This is a genomic window from Ectothiorhodospira lacustris (assembly GCF_022227845.1).
Classification (GTDB): Bacteria; Pseudomonadota; Gammaproteobacteria; order Ectothiorhodospirales; family Ectothiorhodospiraceae; genus Ectothiorhodospira; species Ectothiorhodospira lacustris.
Genome location: NZ_JAJNQN010000003.1, coordinates 178,576 through 198,482, shown reverse-complemented (window position 1 = coordinate 198,482; position 19,907 = coordinate 178,576). Strand labels below are relative to the sequence as shown.

Below are 19,907 nucleotides of genomic sequence, written 5' to 3'. Positions count from 1 at the left end.
AATCAGCCTGACGCCCCCTTGACCCGGCCTGCCCGGGATCCCTCGCCGCCGCGTCGCACGATGTGCTCCCGCCCGAAATGGCAGGTAAAGGTACTCCCCTCCCCCGGCGTACTCTCGATCTGCAAACGGGCACCATGACGCTGCAGCACATGCTTGACGATAGCCAGCCCCAACCCGGTGCCGCCGCTGTTGCGACTGCGATCCGAGTCCACCCGGTAGAAGCGCTCCGTCAGACGATGGATATGCTGAGGCGGCACACCGATCCCGGTATCCCGGACCTGGAAATGGGCCCCTTGGTCATCTTCATGCCAATGCACACTGACGGTGCCCCCGTCGGGCGTGTAGTTGATGGCGTTGGTGACCAGATTGGAGAAGGCGCTGTGCAGTTCGGTATTGGAGCCTCGCAACCATAGGGTTTCATCCACATCCAGGGACAAAGACTGCCCCCGCTCCCCCATGAGCATGCGTGCCTCCTCCTCGATACCGTGTATCAGGGCGGGGACGCTCACCGGAGACTGTGCGGTGGCCGTGGTGTCGCGGGTTTCCAGCCGGGACAGGGTCAGCAGGTCCTCAATGATGCGGCGCATGCGGGCCGCCTGAGATTCCATGGAGCGCAGGGAGCGCCGGATCTCAGGCTCCAGGGATGCCTCGTCCGCCAGGGCCTCCAGATAGCCGGCGATCACCGTGAGCGGGGTACGCAGCTCATGGGAGACATTGGCGACAAAGTCGCGACGCATCGACTCCAGCATGTGCAGACGGGTGACATCCCGCACCGACAGCAGGAACTGCTTGTCCCCGTAGGGCACGATGCGGGCCGACAGCATGACCCTTTCATCCGGCCCGCGGGGAAACTCCACCGCCTCGCTGTAATCCCCGGAGTACATGTAACGGACAAATGCCGGATGGCGCAAAAGATTGGTGATTCGACGGCCGATATCCCGGGGGGATTCCAGTTCCAGTAGGCTGATGGCGGCGCCATTGAACCATTCGATGTCGAAGCGGCTGCCCAGGATCACCGTGGCGTCCGGCATGGCGGCACTGGACTCATGAAAACGATTAAGCAGTTTGGCAATCTTCTTCTTGCGCCGGCGGCTGCGCTGGTAGAGCCGGTACTGCTCGTGGATCAGATCCCCCCAGACGCCACCGGCACGGGGAGGATCGGATCGCTTGCCCACCTGTATCCAGCGATGAAAGCGGCGCAGCTGGCGAAACTGCCAGGCCACATAGGCGGACAGCGCGGCCACCAGCATCCAGGCCGGGTGGCCGAACAGGGCGCCCAACACCAGACCGGCCATGATGAAACCCGCAAGGCGCCAGAACTCCACCTTCCACGGACTGCCTGAACGGGAATCCAGGAGCATGGGGCGGGCCTAGGTCTGCTGCGAGAAACGGTAGCCGGCACCGCGTACCGTCTGCACGAAACGGTCACAGCCGGATGGCGCCAGTACTTTGCGCAGACGCAGGATATGGACATCCACCGTGCGTTCCTCCACATAGGTGTTGCGTCCCCAGACTCGATCCAGCAGCTGGGAGCGGGAGTAGACCCGTTCGGGATGGGTCATGAAGAAATGCAGCAACCGGAACTCCGTCGGCCCCATTTCCAGAGCCTCGCCGTTGACGGTCACCCGGTGGCTGGACGGGTCCAGGGTCAGACCTTCCACGGTCATGGGCCGGGACTGTTCTTCCGGGATGCTGCGCCGCAGTACCGCCTTGATCCGGGCCACCAGTTCCCGCGGGGAAAAGGGCTTGGTGATGTAGTCATCCACCCCGGCTTCCAGGGCACCCACCTTGTCGTCCTCTTCGCCCCGGGCCGTGAGCATGATGATGGGCAGCTCGGCGGTGTACTCCTCGCGTTTGAGACGCCGAGCCAGGTCGATACCGCTGGTGCCGGGCAGCATCCAGTCCACCACTACCAGATCCGGTAGCCGCTCCGCCAGCCGGGTATGGGCCTCGTTGGCATCAGCGGCCTCCACCATACGAAAACCGGCCCGCGATAGGGCAAAGCCCACCATCTCGCGAATGGCCGGTTCGTCCTCGACCAGCAATATGGTCTTTTCACTCATGTGTTCATGATCCTGCAGCCTGTCTTTGACGCCGCTATTACAACGAAGATTTATGACATGGCGGTGACATTGCAATGACTGCAACCGTCCCATACGCCTGCCCGGGCCGTCATGCCACGGACACATTGCAAGGTTAAAGTGACGAATCCGTTAAGGGTTTGCAGTCCTTGGCCGGCACTGGATTCCCGCTTGCGCGGGAATGACATCGGATGGGGCGCCTGCATCGTGGCCCCGGAACCGGACTCCCGACGGTGAGGGAATGATGCCTCATTCCGAGCCCCACGCCGTCACTCCCGCGAAGGCGAGAGTCCAGAGATCTTCAGTCCGACACGAAACGACATTATCAGACCATCAAGAGAACGCCATGCGCATCCTGCTTTTGACCCTGTTGCTGCTGTCGACCTGCGCCGTGGCGGGAAATCCGGCACCGGTTCCGGATCCCGAGGCACAGGCCCACCGGTATCTGGCGCAGGACCCGCCGGCCCATGACCGGGCCAGAGCCCTGTTCATGCAAGCGGCCGAGCAAGGCTCACCCACCGCCATGGCATACCTGGGCTGGCTGTTCGAACACGGTCATGGGACGGCACCCGATGGTGAGCAAGCGGTGTACTGGTACAGCCGGGCCGCCCGGGCGGGTGCCCTGCCCTATGCCATGCATCTGGGCTGGATCCATCTCAAGGGAGAACTGATCCCACGGGACCGAGAGGCCTCGGAAGGCTGGTTCCGGTACGCCATTGAGCGGGGGCATGCACCCGCCCAGGTGGCGCTGGCCTCCATCCGGATCGCCGATGCCCTCGGCGGGCGCGATCCGGATCTGGCGCTGGAGGCGGAGGCCCTGCTGCTGTCGGCCCTGGAGGCCGGCGAATCCCTGGCCCTGTATTTCCTGGCCCGACTTTATATCGAAGGTATCGGCAGCGTGACGGCGGATGATGACAAGGCCTTCCACTACACCCGCCGAGGTGCGCAGGAAGGACATCCCCGCATGCAGGCCTGGCTGGCCATGATGCATGCCGACGGCCGGGGGGTGGCCGCCGACCCCGTGGCCGCCATCCAGTGGTCGAATCTGGCCGCGGCGGGAGGCGATGAACTGGGGATGGAACTGCACCGGGCACTGGAGTCCCGAGCCACGCCCGAGCAGATCCAGGAGGGCCGGGGCCGGGCCGTGGCGTGGGCGCTGTCCCATGGACAGCCGGACTGACAACCTCGACCCCGAGGAAACCTTTGTCTAAACTGCCTCACCCATTGAGGCGTGGACACCCTGTCCATGCGGATTACCGGTTGGGAGCAGTCAGATGAGACGCGTGATCTTCAATCAGAAAGGGGGGGTGGGCAAGTCCACCATCACCTGCAACCTGGCGGCCATCAGCGCCAGTCACGGCCTGCGGACGCTGGTCATCGACCTGGACCCCCAGGGCAATTCCAGCCATTACCTGATGGGCCAGGCCGCCGATACCTGCAAGCACACCATGGCGGACTTCTTTGCCTCCACCCTGGGCCTGTTCCGGCTCACCGGTCGCAGCGCCGCGCTGGAGCAATTCGTCAGTCCCACACCGTTCGACAACCTGAGCATCCTGCCCGCCAACCGGGAGTTGGAAAACCTGCAGACCAAGCTGGAGTCCCGCTACAAGATCTACAAGCTGCGCGATGCCCTGGACGCCATTGCCAAGGACTATGACTGCATCTACATGGACACCCCGCCGGCACTGAACTTCTTCACCCGTTCCGCGCTGATCGCCTCGGAACGCTGTCTGATCCCCTTCGACTGCGACGACTTCTCCCGCCGCGCCCTGTACGAGTTGCTGGAAAACGTCCGGGAGATCCAGGAAGACCACAACGACCGGCTACAGGTGGAGGGCATCATCGTCAATCACTTCCAGTCCGGTGCCAACCTGCCGCGGGCGCTGGTGGACGAACTGATCAGCGAGAACCTGCCGGTACTGGCCACCTACCTGTCGGCTTCGGTGAAGATCCGGGAATCCCATCAGCATGCCCGCCCCATGATCCACCTAGCGCCCACCCACAAGCTGACTGCCGAGTACGAGGCCCTGTACCGGCTGCTGAACGGCCACGCCTGAAGGCAGGTCGTGCACCGGGTCACGCTACTTGCGGGACTCTTTGAGGAAGAAGGCCCCCAGGCCGATGAAGATGCCGCCCACCACCAGGGCGGCGGTCCCGCCGATGCCCTGCCCCTCCCCTACGGTGAGACGGCTGATCCAGATCTCGCCCCCCAGCAGGCTGAACAGGCCTACACCGATCAGCAGCAGCCCCACCATCACCAGGCCCATGTCGGTCTTCTTCCGGCGCCCGGGCCCCGGTGTCCTGCCGGGCCGTTTGAACGAGTGCTGCATGGCCCGCTCAGCCCTGCTGACGGAGTACGGTCACGGTCTCACCACCGACACCCCAGTTGTCCGTCTCCACCTCATCGATGACCACCACTGTGGTCTTGGGATTCTTACCCAGGACATCCACCAGCAACTGGGTGGCACCCCGGATCAGTTCGGCCTTCTGTTCGGGGGTGGCGCCTTCACGGGTGATCTTGATATTGACATAAGGCATGGGCGGGGCTCCGTTGCGTCATTTACCAAAGTCCGGTCCCGGGCGAGGATACCGGCTCTGCGCCATGATGCCAATGGCTGCGGGCACTGGCCACAGGGGCAAGGCCGGGGTATGGTGGCGGTGAACGTCGCGTATCCATTCCATCCATGCAAGGGAGGTGTTTCATGGGCTTTGAAGTCACCGGTCTTTTGGGCCTGATTCTGCTGATTGCAGTCATCTGGGCGGTCGTAAGTACCATTCAGAGTCGTGCAGGTACCGGGGCCAAGGTGCTCTGGATCGTCCTGCTGCTGCTGTTGCCGGTCATCGGCTTCATCCTCTGGCTGCTGCTGGGACCCAAGGCGGGGCGTTAGCGCAAAAACCGGGTTAAGCCACGGATACACCCTTTTCCCCTAAGGGGAGAAGGGCCGGGGATGAGGGGGAATCAGCGCCGCCTGCGGGTACGTGGCCCGGCCACCGCGCCGCGATCCGGAGCAGCCGGACCGCGAGGGGTATTGCGCCGCGACGCAGGGCGCTCGGCGGCCTGCACCGGTCGGCGGCGCCCTTCCCCGGAAACGCCGGTACCCGCCGGCTGGAACCGGGGCACCAGGTGACGCTTGCCGTTGCCGATCAAGTCCGCCCGGCCCATGCGCTGCAGGGCTTCACGCAGCAGCGGCCAGTTTTCCGGATCATGATAGCGCAGGAATGCCTTGTGCAACCGGCGCTGACGCAGCCCCTTGGCGGTCGACACCCGTTCACCGCCCCGGGTCACCGGCTTGAGCGGGTCCCGCTCGGCGTGATACATGGCGGTGGCCAAGGCCATGGGACCGGGCAGAAAGGCCTGAACCTGATCCAGACGAAAGCCGTTGTGCTTGAGCCACAGGGCCAGGTGCAACATGTCCTCATCGGTCGTGCCCGGGTGGGCGGCGATAAAATACGGCACCAGATACTGTTCCTTGCCCGCCTCGCGGCTGAAGCGCTCGAACAGCTCGCGGAACCGCTCATAGACCTCAATGCTCGGCTTCATCATCCGTGACAACGGACCCGGCTGGGTATGTTCCGGGGCGATCTTCAGATATCCCCCCACGTGGTGGGTCACCAGTTCGCGGATGTATTCCTTCGACTCCAGGGCAAGGTCATAACGCAGTCCCGAGGCAATCAGCACCTTCTTCACCCCGGGACGCTTGCGGATGCGACGATACAACCGGATCAGCGGCCCGTGATCGGTATCCAGATTGCGACAGATGCGGGGATGGACACAGGACAGACGACGGCAACGAGCCTCGATGACCTTGTCCTTGCACCCGAGCTGGTACATGTTGGCCGTCGGTCCGCCCAGGTCGGAGATGATCCCGGTGAATCCCTCCACCTTGTCCCGAATCTCGTCCACCTCCCGCTCGATGGAGTCCTCGGAACGGGACTGGATGATGCGCCCTTCATGCTCGGTGATGGAACAGAAGGTGCAGCCGCCGAAGCAACCGCGCATGATGTTCACCGAGAACCGGATCATCTCCCAGGCTGGGATGCGTGCCTCCCGGTAGGCCGGATGGGGCGCGCGGGCAAAGGGCAGATCGAACAGCTGGTCCAGTTCGATGGTGCTCAAGGGAACCGGTGGCGGATTGATCCACAGGTCCTTGTCTCCATGCCCCTGCACCAGGGCCCGGGCGTTGCCCGGATTGGTCTCCAGATGGATCAGGCGCGAGGCGTGGGCATAGAGCACCGGGTCATCCTGCACCGTATCGCAGTCCGGCAGACGGATCACGGTCCGTTCCCGGGGATGGGCCGCCAGGGCGCGCCGCTGGACACGAATCACCTGGGTGCCCGCGGCCTTGCCCCAGGCCACGGCCTGACCCGGGCCGCACTGCTCCGGGATCTCCTCGCAGTAAGGGTCCCGATGTCGCTGGACCGGCCCGGGCCGGTCCACCAGGGTGGAGTCCAGCACATGCCAGTCTCCGGGCGGGGTATCCAGCAAAAAGGCCGTGCCGCGCAGATCCTTCATGTCCCGAGGATGCTCACCCTTGGCGATGCGATGGGCCGCCTCGACCAGGGCCCGCTCCCCGTTGCCGTAGATGAGCAGGTCGGCCCGGGAGTCCAGCAATACGGAACGGCGGACCTTGTCGGACCAGTAGTCGTAGTGGGCCACCCGTCGCAGACTGGCCTCGATCCCGCCGATGATCACGGGCACGTCGCGAAAGGCCTCCCGCACCCGCTGGCTGTAGACGATCACCGCCCGGTCCGGGCGCCGGCCGCCCGCGTCGTCGGGGCTGTAGGCATCGTTACTGCGCAGGCGGCGGTCTGCGGTGTAACGGTTCACCATGGAGTCCATGTTGCCTGCGGTCACACCGAAGAACAGATTAGGCCGGCCCAGGGCCTGAAAAGGCTCAGGAGAACGCCAGTCGGGCTGGGCAATGACCCCCACCCGGAAACCCTGGGCTTCCAGCAGGCGGCCGATGATGGCCACCCCGAAGCTCGGATGATCGATATAGGCATCACCGGTGACCAGGATCACGTCGCAGCTGTCCCAGCCCAGCTGATCCATCTCATGCCGGGACATGGGTAGAAAAGGAGCGACACCGAAACGGGCAGCCCAGTAGGGGCGGTGGGAAAACAGCGGTCTGAATACGGAAGCGGCGTTCATCAAGGATAGTCAGGTTTCGCGCAATTCCCGGCGCCGGTGGGTAGTACGAAAGGCATAGTCTACGGCCTCGTTGACCTGGCGGTTGATCAGTTCCCAGTCCTCGTCGGTCAGGCGAGTGGTCAGATCCACGGAAAATCTCAGGTAGCGGGGCGGCAGGCGGTTGAGTGCCACGCAGGCCAAGTCATCCATATGTACGGTATCCAGCGGGTCACCGGACTCCAACAAGACATGCCGGATACGGTCATATACCAGGTGTTCATAATAGTTCTGAATGCCGCCGATCATTGGGAGTTCCTCCAGAAACACAACCAGGCATGGGGCGAACCGGTATCCGCCGGTTAACCGGATAGTATCGCAGCTTCAACGGCGTAGATATCGTCCCGTGCACGCGCCCATCCCAAGGATGCTCTGAATGCGTCATTCACGGGCAAGGGGAATCCGGGCCAGGGTCACGATGCGTGATGCCCTCATCGACGTCATTCCCGCGCAAGCGGGAATCCAGGGGCGATCACGGGCTGCAAATCCTGGACTCCCGCCTTCGCGGGAGTGACGAAATGGGGCTTGTTCAGCGTTTCACTAACCTTGACGATACGCCCAGCGCAGCAGAGCATCCTGGATCTCAAGACCGGCCCAGCGATGAGCATTGGGATGATTGATCAGCACCACCACCACCAGATCGCGACCGCCGGCGGTGCGCACATACCCCGCCACGGAGGACACACCGTTGATATAACCGGTCTTCAGGTGCATCCGCCCCGCCTCCGGCTGACCCACAAACCGGCGCCGCAGGGTGCCGTCCATGCCCGACAGCGCCAAAGACGAGACATACTCCGGCATGTAAGGGCTCTTGCGCCCGGCCATGAGTACTGCCGCCAGCTGATGGGCCGTGATCCGGTTGGTGCGGGAGAGACCGGCGGCGTTGTCCAGGATCAATCCGCGGGTGTCGATCCCCTCCCGCTGCAGGACCGCGAGGATGGCGGCATAGCCCTTTTCCAAGGTCGCGGGACTGCCGTACATCTGCGCACCCAGGGCCAGCTTCATGTGGCGGGTCATAACGTTGTTGCTATGCTTATTCACCGGACGGATCAGATCCCCCAGCGTAGGCGACCGATGCACCACTCGGGGGCGAGCCGTGGGATCAGGGATACGGCCCAGCCGCCAGCCACCGTCCAGTACGCCCCCCCACTGTCCCCACAGTTCCGTGAAAAGGCTATAGGCGTATTCTTCCGGCGGCAGGGCGGTGCGCAGCAGGCTCACATCTTCACACCCCCTGGGAAACTCCCCTTCCAGCAGCACCCGGGGCACCGGCTGTTCCCGGGCCACATGAAAGCCCACTCCCTGGGGAAAACTACCGCAGGACTGCCCACCCAGATGCAGACGATTGTCTAGGCGCAGATCCGCCAGGGGTGGATCCACTGCCACCTGTACGGAAAGCCCGTCCTCGGCGGGACGAAACTGGAAGCTGATGGCATTGAAGTTCATCAGCAGGGCATGGGGCGGCTGGTTGTAGGCCCGGAAGGGCTGGCCGTCGAAGGCGCCGGGATCTTCCCGGGGGATGTCGAAATGACTCAGGTCGAAGACCAGATCGCCCTGGATACGCTGGATACCGGTACGCCGCAGGGTGCCGGCCATCTTCCAGACTTCCTCCGCCACCAGGAAGGGATCCCCCCCGCCGCGGATGTAGAGATCCCCTTGCAGGGTGCCGTTGACTACCGGGGCAAAGGTATGGATTTCCGTCTGCCAGGTATGGGCCGGGCCCAGCACCTCCAGGGCCGCAAAGGTGGTCACCAGCTTGATCGCCGAGGCGGGATTGCGCGGCACCTCCGCCCGGTGCGCCAGCAGCGGTGCGCTTCCTGCCACCGGCTGCACGAGGACGCTGATGCCCTCGGCGGGAATCCGGTACTGCTCCAGCAGACGCTGCACCTGGGGCGGAAGCGACTGGGCCGTCGCCTCCGCCATCATGAACAGACACAGACACAGGGATACCAGGACACGGGCAAGCGACATGGTGGAGGATCTTCGGTGCAGGGGAGGGAACATGAGCCGGAGCGTATATGGACTGTCTTGTGCAGTGCAACTACATCTCCTCCTCCCCACTCCCACCCCTCGTTACTCCCCACCCCCATCGTCACTCCCGCGAAAGCGGGAGCCCAGGGGATAAACCGCGACTGGATTCCCGCCTGCGCGGGAATGACAGCAATAACTGGATTCCCCCCTGCGCGGGAATGACGGGTTCAGAACACTGACAAACACCCAGGTTGTCTTGAAGCTCACATACACCGGGCCTTGCACGGGCTCACCAAAAAAAACATAACACATTGAAAATGAATGAAAATAATAAACAAGATACAACAATCAAACCACGGTACGAATATTGCTTCAACCCGGCTGCGAGTGATTCGCCATGACATGACGACAATTGAGGAGAATGCACCGTGGCCAAGGCCAAACTGACGTTCAAGGATATCAATCTCACCGTGAATGCCCCGGTCGGGGTGCGGGTGATCGAGATATCGGAAAAGGTGGGCTCAGGGATCATCTACGGTTGCCGCGAAGGCGACTGCGGCACCTGTCTGATGGAAGTGGAGGAAGGCTGGAACAATCTGACCGAGCCCTCCGTGGTGGAGCACAAAGTACTGCGGGAAAACAACGCCGGCCGGCATCAGCGGTTGGCCTGCCAGACCCAGGTGCTCGGCGACGCCACCGTGCGCCCGGTCTGACCCCGGATTCCGTTCCACTTTTCTGAGGAGATCTCATCCATGCCCAACATCACCTTCACCCATCCGGATTACAAGGACAAGACCGTGTACGCGGTCGCCGGAAGCCATACGGAAACCATTTTGAAAATTGCCCGAGAAAACAAGCTGCCCATCAACTTCGACTGCCAGGACGGCGAATGCGGGACCTGTCTGGTCAAGGTCACGCATCTGGACAAGAAGACACCCAAGGGAGGACCGCTGACCGCCAAGGAACAGACGGTACTGCAGCAGCTTGGCAAACTCAGCAATGATGACATCGAGAAAATGTCCGTGGATGACATCCCCTCCCAGTGGCGGCTGGCCTGCCAGATGATCGTCAGGGATGAGGACCTGCTGGTGGAATACGGCGTCAGCTAAAGGGATTATTCACAAGCCCCGGGGATTTTTCCGGGGCTTCCCCTTTGTCAAGACTTGACATTAACGACACCTACGGAAATGCTAACTGCTTGAGTCGTTTCAATTTCCACGCTGATCATTTTCTGGCCAATCTGTTTTGAACCCATGCCCTGACGGGGGTTTTGACGGGTTCATGACATCCTTTCCACAGAGTTTTCCACAGGTTTTGTGGATAGCAGCGCGGCCCTCAGACCACTGCTTCTGAGCACCCGACGCTTCACGCCCGTTTCCAGAATCCCCGCCCTGGGCATCAGCAGGCTGAACCAACGGCTGGCCCGGGTGACGGCAGTGTAGATCAGTTCCCGGGTCAGGATCGGGCTGGGGGCGTCCGGCAGAACCAGGGCGGTGTGGCGGAATTCGGAGCCCTGGGATTTGTGGACCGTCATGGCGAACACGGTTTCCACCCGGCTCAGGCGGCTGGGCAGGATCCACCGTACCCGAGCGCTACCGTCCGCCGCCGGAAAGGCAACCCGCAACACCCGCCCACCCGGGGCCTCCGGGTCGGGCATGGACAGGGTGATGCCCATATCCCCGTTCATCAGCCCCAGACCGTAATCATTGCCGGTGACGATCACCGGCCGTCCGGGATACCAGACCCCTTCCGGCGCCAGCAAACCCGCCCTGCCCAGGGCCTGGGCGATACGCTGATTCATCTGCTCCACGCCCCAAGGCCCGCCGCGGACCACACACAGGCACTGAAAACCGCCCTGGGCGCTCAGGATGCGTCTGGCCCAGTCATCCACCGCCTCACGGCAGGCCCCGTTTCCGGGATCGGACGCGCGCATCACCGAAAGATAATGGGCGTGGCCGTGGGGCCGCCCCTCCCGCCCTGCCGGAGCATCCTGGAACAGGCGCCCTCCCCCCATGATCAGCACCTGCTCCAGGGCCTTGTCACCGCTGCCCTGCAACAGGACCCGGGCCAGGTCCGGCAGTAGGTCCCTGCCCTCCCAGACCGCCGCGACCTGGGCCGGATCCCCCGCGTTCACCGCCCGGGCCAGACGCCCGATGCCGCTGTCGGCACCGAAGCGATGGCTCTGTCTGAGCATGATGATGTGCTGATCCAGAGGCTGCCCGCCGGTGTCCAGCCCTGAAGACGGCAGTGATTCCCCGCTGACCCCGTGCAACCAGTCCCGGGTCTGCAGCCGGTAATGGCCGCCGTCTGCCCGGGCACAGAGTTCCCCCAATACCGCCCCCGCCTCCACCGAGGCCAGCTGATCCTTGTCCCCCAGCAGGATCAGACGCGCCTCCGGCGGCAGGGCCTGCACCAACTGGGCCATCAGTTCCAGATCGATCATGGAGGCCTCATCCACCACCACCAGATCCACCGGCAGGGGATTGCGGGCATGATGGCGGAAATGCCGGCTGTTGGGTCGGCTGCCCAGCAACCGGTGGACCGTGGTCACCTGGGTGGGGATGGCGACGCGGATGCGGTGGCCCAGATCGTCGTCCGGCAGGGAGAGTTCCCCCACCTTGCCGGCCACAGAGCTGTTGAGCCGCGCCGCCGCCTTGCCCGTGGGGGCGGCCATGCGGATACGCAGAGGGGGGCGGTCCGTCCCCGCCGACAGATGCAGCGCCTGCAGCAGGGCCAGCAGGCGCACCACAGTGGTGGTCTTGCCGGTGCCCGGCCCACCGGTGATGACCGCGAAGGACCCGCCCACAGCCAGGGCGCAGGCGATGCGTTGCCAGTCGGGCTCGTCGGGGCGCACCGGGCCGAAGAGTCGGTCCAGCCAGTGACGCATGGCCTTGCTGGACAGCCCCTGCCGCAGGACCGCCCCCTGGTGCAACCGCTCGCGGATGGCTCGGCCGATACATTGCTCGTACTGCCAGTAGCGCCGCAGGTAAAGACGCTGACCGGACAGCACCAGCGGAGTGGTGCCCAGGCCCTCCCCCACCAGCGCCGGGGCCTGCGCCAGGGCCTGATGCAGAGTCGGCAGATCCAGCCCCGCCAGGCACCAGGAAGGACGCGGAGGCGGCAGCAGCCCGGCGTCCGATTCCGGCGGCAGGGACAGGCTCAGGTCCGGATCCGCCAGGAGGACCGGCAGATCCAGGCAGACATGGCCCCGGCCCAGCTGGTGGCTGGCCAGAGCCGCCAGCAGCAGCACCAGCGGTGGCGTATCCGGGGCCTGTTCCTGCAGGAAGGCGGCCAGTGCCCGATCCAGGGGCCGCAGCCACCCCCGTTCGGTCCATTGGTCGAGCAATGTCCGCAACGACGGCCAACGGGTCAGCCATGTATCCGGCGTGATGGGCATCAGATCTGCTCCCGCTGGGCAAAGAGTCCGTCCAGGGCGTGCATGAAACCGGCGCCGGGGCGTTCGAAATGAATCCCGCCGCCATCAAGATCCAGCCCCCGCAGGAAGAAGATCAGGGCACCGCCCATGTGTCGTTCGTAGTCGTAGTCCGGCAATCTCGCCCGCAGCAGTCGATGGAGGGCCAGGCAATAGAGGCTGTACTGGAGGTCATAACGGCGGGCGACAACCGCCGTGACCAGGGCTTCGGCCCGGTAGGCACCGGGCATATCCCCCAGCCAGTTGGACTTGTAGTCGGCCACGTAATAGCGCCCCTGGTGTTCGAACACCAGGTCGATGAAACCCTTCATCATGCCGTTGAGGGTATCCGGCAGCAGGGCCGGCCGGGGCTGGCCGTCCAGGGTATGGGCGGTCACCAGCCGGTCCAGGGTCAGGGTGTCCACGTGTCCGGCCTGGAACCAGAAATCCATCTCCGCCTGACAGGTGGCGAGCCGCCCCAAGACCAGGGGCGTGCCGCCCCCCTCCCAGTGCAGGGGCATCTGCAGCAGGGCCTGCAGCCACTGGTAAAGTGGATCGATCCAGTGGTCCCAGCCACGGTGATGACAGCGCCGGGCCACCAGCTCCCGCAAGGGCGACGGATCCCGGGCCAGTGTCTCGAACCCGGCGCGGGCCATCCATTCCAGCAGACCGTGAAGAAAGGTGCCGGGTTCGGGGCCGCGGGGGAAATCCGCCGGTGGCGCAACCACGAGGGATGCGGATTGCGCGGTGGAGGATGCATCGGGCGATGGGAACGCAGCAGGCTGCGTCCCCGCATCGTCGACGGCCTCCCGCAGACGCTCTTCCTGGGCCGATTCCGGATCGGGCCGCTGAGCCGCCGGATGGTCCCGACCGACCGCTCTCAGGGCGCTGTAGCTGGCAATCCACCAGTGTTCACGGGCCGGCCGCAGAGGACGACGGGCCAAGCCATATGACGCCGTTGGCGGTGTCTGTCCCGGGACGCTGGGACCGGTCTCCGGCTCCGGCGGGGCGGGTATGACCTGAATCACCGGATCGATGGATGGACAATGGGTCACAGCGAGCGCGGAAGGCGGCGGGGCATCGGCGCACAGGGCATCGGCGCACAGGGCATCGAGCCGCTCGCGCAGCGCTGCCGGCGAGATGGGCTTGCCGCCCCCCAGCAGGCTGCCCAGGGCGCTGCGATGAAAACCGCCGTCCTTACTGCGGTCCTTGACCGAGGCCACCCCGAGCCAGCAAGCATGGCAGGCCCGGGTCATCGCCACATAGAGCAGACGCACATCCTCCGCCAGCCGGGCCTCATCGGCCCGTGCTTGATCGTCCTCGTCGGGGGTGAAGCTGACGACGCGCTGCCCCGTCCCATCCCGATAGATCAGGGGCGGTTTACCCCCATTCCCGGGCCGATAGCCGGCGATGAAGGGCAGGAACACCAGGGGGTACTGCAGCCCCTTGGACTTGTGGATGGTGACCACCTTCACCAGGTCCTCATCGCTTTCCAGACGCAGGATCTGTTCATCACCGGCCTGGCGCGCCGCCTGACGGTGCTCCACCAGGTGGCGGATCAGGGCATGCTCCCCCTCCAGTTCCGTGGCAGCCGACTGCAGCAACTCGCTCAGGTGCAGCAGGTTGGTGAGCCGCCGTTCGCCGAAGGGCCGGCCGAACAATCGCCGGGGCAGTTCGAAATCATGCATCAGGTGCCGCAGCATGGGCAGCACACCCTGGTTACGCCAGCACCGGCGATAGCCGCGGAACTGCTCCACCATGCGCTCCCAGTGCAGCTCATCCTGATTGAGGGCTTCCAGCGCCGAAAAGGACAGGTCCAACACCGGGGTGGCCAGGGCCGCCCGCAACAGGCAGTCGGATTCCGGCTCCGCACAGGCCCGCAACCAACGTAGCAAATCGTCCGCCTCCGGGCTGAGATAGACCGACTCCCGGTCCGAGAGATAGACGCTGCGGATCTGCTGGGCGCGCAGGGCCGCCTGGATCCCATGGGCCTCCCCCCGGTCCCGCACCAGCACCGCCATATCCCGGGGCTTGAGGGGGGTGAAAATGGGGTTGTCCGGGTCTGAAGGGTCGATAAAGCCGGCCCGGCCGGCGCGAGCGGCCGCCAGCAGATCCGCCATTGCCCCGGCGCAACGCACCGCCATGGTGTCGATATAGGCCTGCCTGCCCAAAGGATTATCCCCTTCCAGATGCCACAGGGTCAGGGCCGGCTGAGGCCGGCCATCCACCTGCAGGGCCGTTTCGTGCCCGCGGGCCTGGACCGGCAGGAAAGGCACCGGGTTATCCGATGTCGGGCCGGGGCGGAACAGGAACGCCCCCCGGGGATGCTGCCGTTCACCCAGGGCAAACAGCCGGTTGAACCCCGCCACCGCCGCCACGGTGGAACGGAAGTTGACACCCAGAGTGTAGTGGCGTCCGTGGGTGGCCAGACGGGCCTTCAGGTAGGTATGGATGTCGGCGCCGCGAAAGGCATAGATGGACTGCTTGGGATCACCGATGAGGAATAGCCCCGCGTCCGGGGTACCCGCCTCCAGGTCGTATACCCGCTCAAAGATGCGGTACTGCACCGGATCCGTATCCTGGAACTCATCAATCAGGGCCACCGGGAACTGGCGCCGCAAAGTGTCGGCCAGGCGGTCACCGCCGGCCCCCTCCAGGGCATCCCGCAGACGGGTGAGCAGGTCATCAAAGCCCAGTTGGGCCAGCCGTCCCTGGGCCTGGCGGAACCGGTGGTGAACCCAGGCCGCCGCGTGACCGAGGACCTCGGCCCCCAGATCCCGATCCAGATCGTGGGCCTGTTCCAGCAGGCCAAAAGCCGGATGCAGGTCATCGGGCAGGTTGCCTCCCTTTTTGAGCCTGGCAGCCATACCGGACCGGCTGAGCTGCTCCAGCGGATCCTGGCTGCCGGGGGGATCCGGACGGATCCGGGCCGGGTCCAGCGCCCATTGCCGCATGCACGCCAGCAGACGTTCGGGATTGCGGTATTTGTTGCCGTTGAGCACCGGCAACAGGCCCTGGCGGAACTGATCCGCCAGGGCATCGAACTCATCCCGCCAGGGGGCCTTGAGGCGTTCCAACAGGGCCACCCGCGCCGCCAGGATCCCGTCCAGGCAACCCGGCTCATCCTGCGGGGGATCTCCCGCCAACAGTCTCAAGAGAATGGGCCGAAGTGCCTCGGGCCCATCGCCCAGGACATTGCGCAGCAGACCCAGGCCGACCGGCTCCCGGGGATAGACCACGGTGCGCCAGTAATCCCGCACCGCCTCGGCCAGCAGTTCAGCCTGGTCCGTCGCCAGGTTCTGGGTGAACAGGCTGCCGCTGTCGAAGGCGTGTTCCCGCAATACCCGGTAACACCAGCTGTGGATGGTGGATACCGCCGCCTCATCCATCCACTGGGCTGCCTGCTCCAGACGCCGGGCGGCCAGGGCGCGCCCGGCGGCGTCGGGATGATCCGCCAGCAGGGCCGACAGAAAGGGATCCAGCGACCGCTCGGCGGGATCACGGAAGACCCGGGCCGCTTCCATCAGGCGGGCATGAATCCGTTCCCGCAGTTCCTTGGTGGCGGCCTCGGTAAAGGTAACCACCAGGATACGAGGCGGCAGCAGGGGCTCGGGGAAGGCGTTGTCCGCCCCATGGCCCAGCACCAGCCGCACGTAGAGGGCGGCAATGGTGAAGGTCTTGCCGGTACCGGCACTGGCCTCGATCAGACGACTGCCGTGGAGGGGGAAACGCAAGGGATCCAGAACCTGGGCATGGGGCATAGGGCGCCTTCTCCTCAATCCTTGTCCAGCAGGTAGGCAGCTCGGCTCAGGGGGCCGTAGAGGTCCCTGGCCCAGGCGGCAAAATCCGGCTGGGCCAGCAGTGACCGGGTATCCGGCCAGGCCCGGGCCAGCCAGGGATCCTGGTCCACCGCCCCGCCCCTGAACCCGTCCCCTGCGTGGACCTGGGTCAGGACATCTTCCGGATCCTTGCCATCCCGGTCGAGGGCATCCAGCCAGGCACTGCTGCCCCGGCAGTAGGCCGGCAGGGGGCGGGTCATCCCCGTTGCCCAGGCCTGCAGCAGGGTGCGCAGGTGATCCCGGGCCTCTGCCGTCGGCAACGGGTCCATGCACAGGGTATCGTCCAGCCCCACCAGCATCGTGCGCAGGCTGAGACCCTGGGCATGGGCCATCAGGTGCTGGACCCAGGCCAGGCAGGCCTTGTCCAGGCGCTTGAAGGGGTTGATCTTTGCCCGCAGGGTGCCGGTCCGATAGTGCAGATGGACCCTCTCTCCGGCTTCATCCAGCCGCAGCCGGGGTAGCCAGCCTTCCACCACCCAGCCGTCGTGCTCGAACCGTAGCAATTCGGCCCGCGGCAGCCGCCGCGGACAGGTGCGGACGGCCTCCTGCCAGGCCATGACCAGATTCATGGCCTCGGCCCTGAGGGCGGCGCCCTGCTGCCGCCCGATCTCCCCCAGAGGCAGCCGTCCACTGCGCTGCCAGCCGGTCAGGGCCGCCTCCAGGCGTTCGGTGCTCTGTTCCGGGTCTTCATTGTCCGCCAGGGCCGCCCCCAGCAGATGATCCAGGGCCTGCCAGCGGTCCAGGCCATCCAGGGTGAAAGGCTCCTGGTCCTCGCCGGCGGCCGGAGCCGCATCCAAATGGACCTTGAGGCGGCGCTGGAAGAAGCTGCGTACCGGGTCCTTGAGAAAGGCCGCCAGGTCTTCGGCGGTCAGTGCCTCCTCCGGCACCGGGGGGGAGAGGGCTTCCTGCCCGTGGGGATGCCGCTGTTCGCGGGCAGAGTCTGCGCCCGTGGAGATGGCGTACAGGGCTTCCCACTCCCGGGCATAAGTGAACAGTCTGTCGTCATCCCCCTGGAAATACGCCCGTCCAAAGGGCTGCAGCGGGTATGCCGTGGTCAGGGCTTGGAGCAGGTCCTCTCCATCCCCTCCCCCCTGCGGGCGCCAGCCGGCGGCCAGGTGATCTCGCAACTGGCTCACCAGTACCGACGGCGGCAATGGGGCATTGTCGCGGATGCCCCGCCCCACCCAGCTGATGTAGAGATGCGCCCGGGCCGACAGCAGGGCCTCCAGGAACAGGTAACGGTCATCCTCTCGGCGCGAACGGTCGCCGGGCCGATGCTCTCCGGCCATGAGGTCAAAGTCCATGGGGGTATGACGGCGGGGATAGTCACCGTCGTTCATGCCCAGCAGGCAGACCACCCGGTAAGGGATGGCGCGCATCGGCATGAGGGTGCAGAGGGTCACCGCCCCCGACAGGAACCGCTGGGACAGGTGGGATTCATCCAGGGCACTGAGCCAGTGTTCCCGCACCACAGTGAGCGGCAAGCACTCCGCCATACCGGCAGCCTGGCAAAGGGCCTCCCAGTGCTCCAAGGCCTCGTCCATGCGCCGGAGCATGAGCTGTTCACGCTCGTCAACGGGAGCGAAGAAGGTCTGCACCAGGGTGCGCAAGCGCGCCCCCCAGCCGGCGGGTGTAGCCGGCTCGGAGAGCCCCTGCCAAGTCTGGTCCAGGGCCTCCAGCAGGGTGTGGAGAGGGCCGATGAGGGCGGCATCCAGACCGCTGATCTCGTCGTAGGGCTCGATGTCTTGCCAAGGGCCGGGATTACCCACGGCATAGCCCAGGAGCATGCGCCGCAGGCCGAAACGCCAGGTGTTCTGTTCCAGCCCTGGCGGCAGGGACAGGGCGGCCCGCTGCCGGGCATCCATGCCCCAGCGGATGCCTGCCCCTTCGATCCAGGCCCGCAGACGAGGCAGATCGCCCGGATCGATATCGAAGCGGTTGCGCAGGGCCGGCAGATCCAGCAGATCCAGCAGTTCGCTCACCGACAGGCGGGACTCGGGCAGGCGCAGGAGTTGTTCCAGCACCACCAGCAGGGGATCACGGCCCCGCCGGGCCTGGTCGGAGAAGCAGAACGGGATGTGGCGCGGATCCTCCGGGCGGGTCTGGCCGAACACCGCCTGGACATGAGGGGCATAACGGTCCACATCCGGCACCATGATGATGACGTCCCGGGGGCGCAGATCGGGATCCCGGGAAAACCGCGCCAGCAACTGATCATGCAGGATCTCCACTTCCCGCTGGGGACTGTGGGCCACGTGGAAACGGATGGAGTCGTCCCGGGCCGAGTCCACCAGGGGCCAATGGTCGCGGGTCTCGTTCAGGGGGCGCAGATCGAGGATATCGTCCTGGAGTTGCTGCAGCAGGGTGCGGCCCCCTTGGGGTTCGAACAGATCGATGCGCTGCCAGGGCAGTGACTCCAGCAGACGCCGGTAGTGACTGGGATCATCGTGCTCGTCCAACAGGCGGATGTAGTCCCGCCCCTGCTTACCCCAGGCCGCCAGCAGCGGATGGGCGTGGTTGTGCAGGTCTTCCTCGGCGATGACCTCGGGCATGCCGGCCTTGGGGGACTGACGGCGGCGCCGGGCACGCAGCAAATCCTTGTCGCTGATGATGTCGGCCCAGTAATGCCGGCAGGGATTGTGGACGCACAGCAACACCTGGCTGAAGCGGGCCAGTCCCTCCAAAGCTTCCAGGGTCTGGGCCGGCAAGGAGGAGATGCCGAACACGATCACCCGCCGAGGCAGCCCGGGGGGGCCGGCTTCCTGGCTGCGGACCCGTTCCATGAAACGGGCGTGAACCCCAGCACGACTCAGACTGCGGGCATCGGGGGGCATGTCCCCGATCAGGGCGCGCCACAGGGCCGGCTGCCAGCGGCTTTCTTCCGTATCCAGGGGCCGCAGCACGCCTCGGGGATCACGCACCTGATCCCTCCCCTCGGCCCAGTCGACCAGCCAGTCGGCCCGGTAGACCTGATACTGGTCCAGCAGGTCTGCCAGGCGCAGGGCGAGCTGGTGGCGTTTGCGCAGGTCCGCATCGTCGGTCAGGAACCGGCGCAGGGGGGCGAAGGCGGTCTGTTCCAGACACTCGGGCAACAGGCGCATGAGCCGCCAGGTGAGCGGGTCCTTGGCGAAGGGGGATTCGGTGGGCACGGCCTCGGGGCCAAGGACGGCCCGGTAGGCATTCCAGAGGAAACGGGCCGGCAACTGCACATCCAGGGCGGCGGCGATGCCGAGACCGCTTTCGGGGCCTTCCGGGTCCATCGCCAGGGCCAGCTTTAGCCACTGGGCGATACCGTTGCTCTGGACCAGGATGGTCTCGTTCTCCAGCGGCGCCGGGGGGTGGCGGCGCATCCATTCCACGGCCAGGGCGCGCAGATCTTCCAGACGATTGCCGTGGACCACCATGAAACCAGGGGA

General features: G+C 65.3%; 15 protein-coding genes. 5 read left to right on the top strand and 10 right to left on the bottom strand.

The features are described from left to right. Positions 1 to 2 precede the first annotated feature (2 nt). Both phoR and phoB read right to left on the bottom strand, forming a co-directional pair. A complete protein-coding gene (gene phoR, locus LQ956_RS04170; RefSeq protein ID WP_238629535.1) occupies positions 3 to 1,361 on the bottom strand; it encodes a phosphate regulon sensor histidine kinase PhoR in 1,359 nt (452 codons plus the stop codon). Between the two features lie 9 nt (positions 1,362 to 1,370). Further along, entirely contained in the window at positions 1,371 to 2,063 is a 693-nt protein-coding gene (gene phoB, locus LQ956_RS04165) for a phosphate regulon transcriptional regulator PhoB (RefSeq protein ID WP_238623245.1), read from the bottom strand. Between the two features lie 364 nt (positions 2,064 to 2,427). Here phoB and LQ956_RS04160 point away from each other — a divergent pair, with 364 nt between their 5' ends. Both LQ956_RS04160 and LQ956_RS04155 read left to right on the top strand, forming a co-directional pair. Next, the gene (locus LQ956_RS04160; protein WP_238623246.1) at positions 2,428 to 3,261 is read left to right on the top strand and encodes a tetratricopeptide repeat protein; all 834 of its coding nucleotides are present in this window, start codon (positions 2,428 to 2,430) and stop codon (positions 3,259 to 3,261) included. A gap of 94 nt (positions 3,262 to 3,355) precedes the next feature. Then, entirely contained in the window at positions 3,356 to 4,138 is a 783-nt protein-coding gene (locus LQ956_RS04155) for a ParA family protein (protein WP_238629534.1), read from the top strand. 24 nt (positions 4,139 to 4,162) lie between these two features. Here the strand turns inward: LQ956_RS04155 and LQ956_RS04150 are convergent, their stop codons facing one another. Both LQ956_RS04150 and LQ956_RS04145 read right to left on the bottom strand, forming a co-directional pair. Beyond that, positions 4,163 to 4,411, bottom strand: a complete 249-nt coding sequence (locus LQ956_RS04150; protein ID WP_238629533.1) for a hypothetical protein — start codon at positions 4,409 to 4,411, stop codon at positions 4,163 to 4,165. Positions 4,412 to 4,418: 7 nt separating this feature from the next. After that, a complete protein-coding gene (locus LQ956_RS04145; RefSeq protein ID WP_238621489.1) occupies positions 4,419 to 4,619 on the bottom strand; it encodes a tautomerase family protein in 201 nt (66 codons plus the stop codon). 164 nt (positions 4,620 to 4,783) lie between these two features. Here LQ956_RS04145 and LQ956_RS04140 point away from each other — a divergent pair, with 164 nt between their 5' ends. After that, the gene (locus tag LQ956_RS04140; protein ID WP_238621488.1) at positions 4,784 to 4,969 is read left to right on the top strand and encodes a PLD nuclease N-terminal domain-containing protein; all 186 of its coding nucleotides are present in this window, start codon (positions 4,784 to 4,786) and stop codon (positions 4,967 to 4,969) included. 71 nt (positions 4,970 to 5,040) lie between these two features. Here LQ956_RS04140 and LQ956_RS04135 read toward each other — a convergent pair whose 3' ends face one another. The 3 genes from LQ956_RS04135 to dacB form a co-directional block, all read right to left on the bottom strand. Beyond that, a complete protein-coding gene (locus tag LQ956_RS04135; protein WP_238621487.1) occupies positions 5,041 to 7,233 on the bottom strand; it encodes a YgiQ family radical SAM protein in 2,193 nt (730 codons plus the stop codon). A gap of 9 nt (positions 7,234 to 7,242) precedes the next feature. Then, the gene (locus tag LQ956_RS04130; protein ID WP_238621486.1) at positions 7,243 to 7,518 is read right to left on the bottom strand and encodes a late competence development ComFB family protein; all 276 of its coding nucleotides are present in this window, start codon (positions 7,516 to 7,518) and stop codon (positions 7,243 to 7,245) included. A 291-nt stretch (positions 7,519 to 7,809) separates the two neighbouring features. After that, on the bottom strand, positions 7,810 to 9,240 hold the full coding sequence (dacB, locus tag LQ956_RS04125; RefSeq protein WP_238629532.1) for a D-alanyl-D-alanine carboxypeptidase/D-alanyl-D-alanine endopeptidase: 1,431 nt from the start codon (positions 9,238 to 9,240) through the stop codon (positions 7,810 to 7,812). Positions 9,241 to 9,668: 428 nt separating this feature from the next. On the opposite strand from dacB, the gene LQ956_RS04120 reads away from it, so the two are divergent. Both LQ956_RS04120 and LQ956_RS04115 read left to right on the top strand, forming a co-directional pair. Then, entirely contained in the window at positions 9,669 to 9,953 is a 285-nt protein-coding gene (locus LQ956_RS04120) for a 2Fe-2S iron-sulfur cluster-binding protein (protein ID WP_238621484.1), read from the top strand. Positions 9,954 to 9,992: 39 nt separating this feature from the next. Next, a complete protein-coding gene (locus tag LQ956_RS04115; protein WP_238621483.1) occupies positions 9,993 to 10,349 on the top strand; it encodes a 2Fe-2S iron-sulfur cluster-binding protein in 357 nt (118 codons plus the stop codon). Positions 10,350 to 10,519: 170 nt separating this feature from the next. Here the strand turns inward: LQ956_RS04115 and recD are convergent, their stop codons facing one another. Genes recD through recC form a run of 3 tightly spaced genes read right to left on the bottom strand, consistent with a single transcriptional unit; the run spans position 10,520 to position 19,895 of the window. Further along, entirely contained in the window at positions 10,520 to 12,637 is a 2,118-nt protein-coding gene (gene recD, locus LQ956_RS04110) for an exodeoxyribonuclease V subunit alpha (protein WP_238629531.1), read from the bottom strand. Next, positions 12,637 to 16,413, bottom strand: coding sequence for an exodeoxyribonuclease V subunit beta (gene recB, locus LQ956_RS04105; RefSeq protein WP_238629530.1), 3,777 nt, complete (start codon positions 16,411 to 16,413; stop codon positions 12,637 to 12,639). Before recB ends, recD begins: the two co-directional genes overlap by 1 nt. A gap of 14 nt (positions 16,414 to 16,427) precedes the next feature. Next, positions 16,428 to 19,895, bottom strand: a complete 3,468-nt coding sequence (gene recC / locus LQ956_RS04100; protein WP_238621493.1) for an exodeoxyribonuclease V subunit gamma — start codon at positions 19,893 to 19,895, stop codon at positions 16,428 to 16,430. Between the last annotated feature and the right edge of the window lie 12 nt (positions 19,896 to 19,907).

Coding starts and splice junctions, on each gene's coding strand:
- dacB (WP_238629532.1), bottom strand. CDS start 9,240: ATGTCGCTTGCCCGTGTCCTGGTATCCCTGTGTCTGTGTCTGTTCATG.
- LQ956_RS04140 (WP_238621488.1), top strand. CDS start 4,784: ATGGGCTTTGAAGTCACCGGTCTTTTGGGCCTGATTCTGCTGATTGCA.
- LQ956_RS04160 (WP_238623246.1), top strand. CDS start 2,428: ATGCGCATCCTGCTTTTGACCCTGTTGCTGCTGTCGACCTGCGCCGTG.
- recD (WP_238629531.1), bottom strand. CDS start 12,637: ATGCCCATCACGCCGGATACATGGCTGACCCGTTGGCCGTCGTTGCGG.
- LQ956_RS04155 (WP_238629534.1), top strand. CDS start 3,356: ATGAGACGCGTGATCTTCAATCAGAAAGGGGGGGTGGGCAAGTCCACC.
- recC (WP_238621493.1), bottom strand. CDS start 19,895: ATGGTGGTCCACGGCAATCGTCTGGAAGATCTGCGCGCCCTGGCCGTG.
- LQ956_RS04115 (WP_238621483.1), top strand. CDS start 9,993: ATGCCCAACATCACCTTCACCCATCCGGATTACAAGGACAAGACCGTG.
- LQ956_RS04135 (WP_238621487.1), bottom strand. CDS start 7,233: ATGAACGCCGCTTCCGTATTCAGACCGCTGTTTTCCCACCGCCCCTAC.
- recB (WP_238629530.1), bottom strand. CDS start 16,413: ATGCCCCATGCCCAGGTTCTGGATCCCTTGCGTTTCCCCCTCCACGGC.
- LQ956_RS04150 (WP_238629533.1), bottom strand. CDS start 4,411: ATGCAGCACTCGTTCAAACGGCCCGGCAGGACACCGGGGCCCGGGCGC.
- LQ956_RS04145 (WP_238621489.1), bottom strand. CDS start 4,619: ATGCCTTATGTCAATATCAAGATCACCCGTGAAGGCGCCACCCCCGAA.
- LQ956_RS04130 (WP_238621486.1), bottom strand. CDS start 7,518: ATGATCGGCGGCATTCAGAACTATTATGAACACCTGGTATATGACCGT.
- phoB (WP_238623245.1), bottom strand. CDS start 2,063: ATGAGTGAAAAGACCATATTGCTGGTCGAGGACGAACCGGCCATTCGC.
- phoR (WP_238629535.1), bottom strand. CDS start 1,361: ATGCTCCTGGATTCCCGTTCAGGCAGTCCGTGGAAGGTGGAGTTCTGG.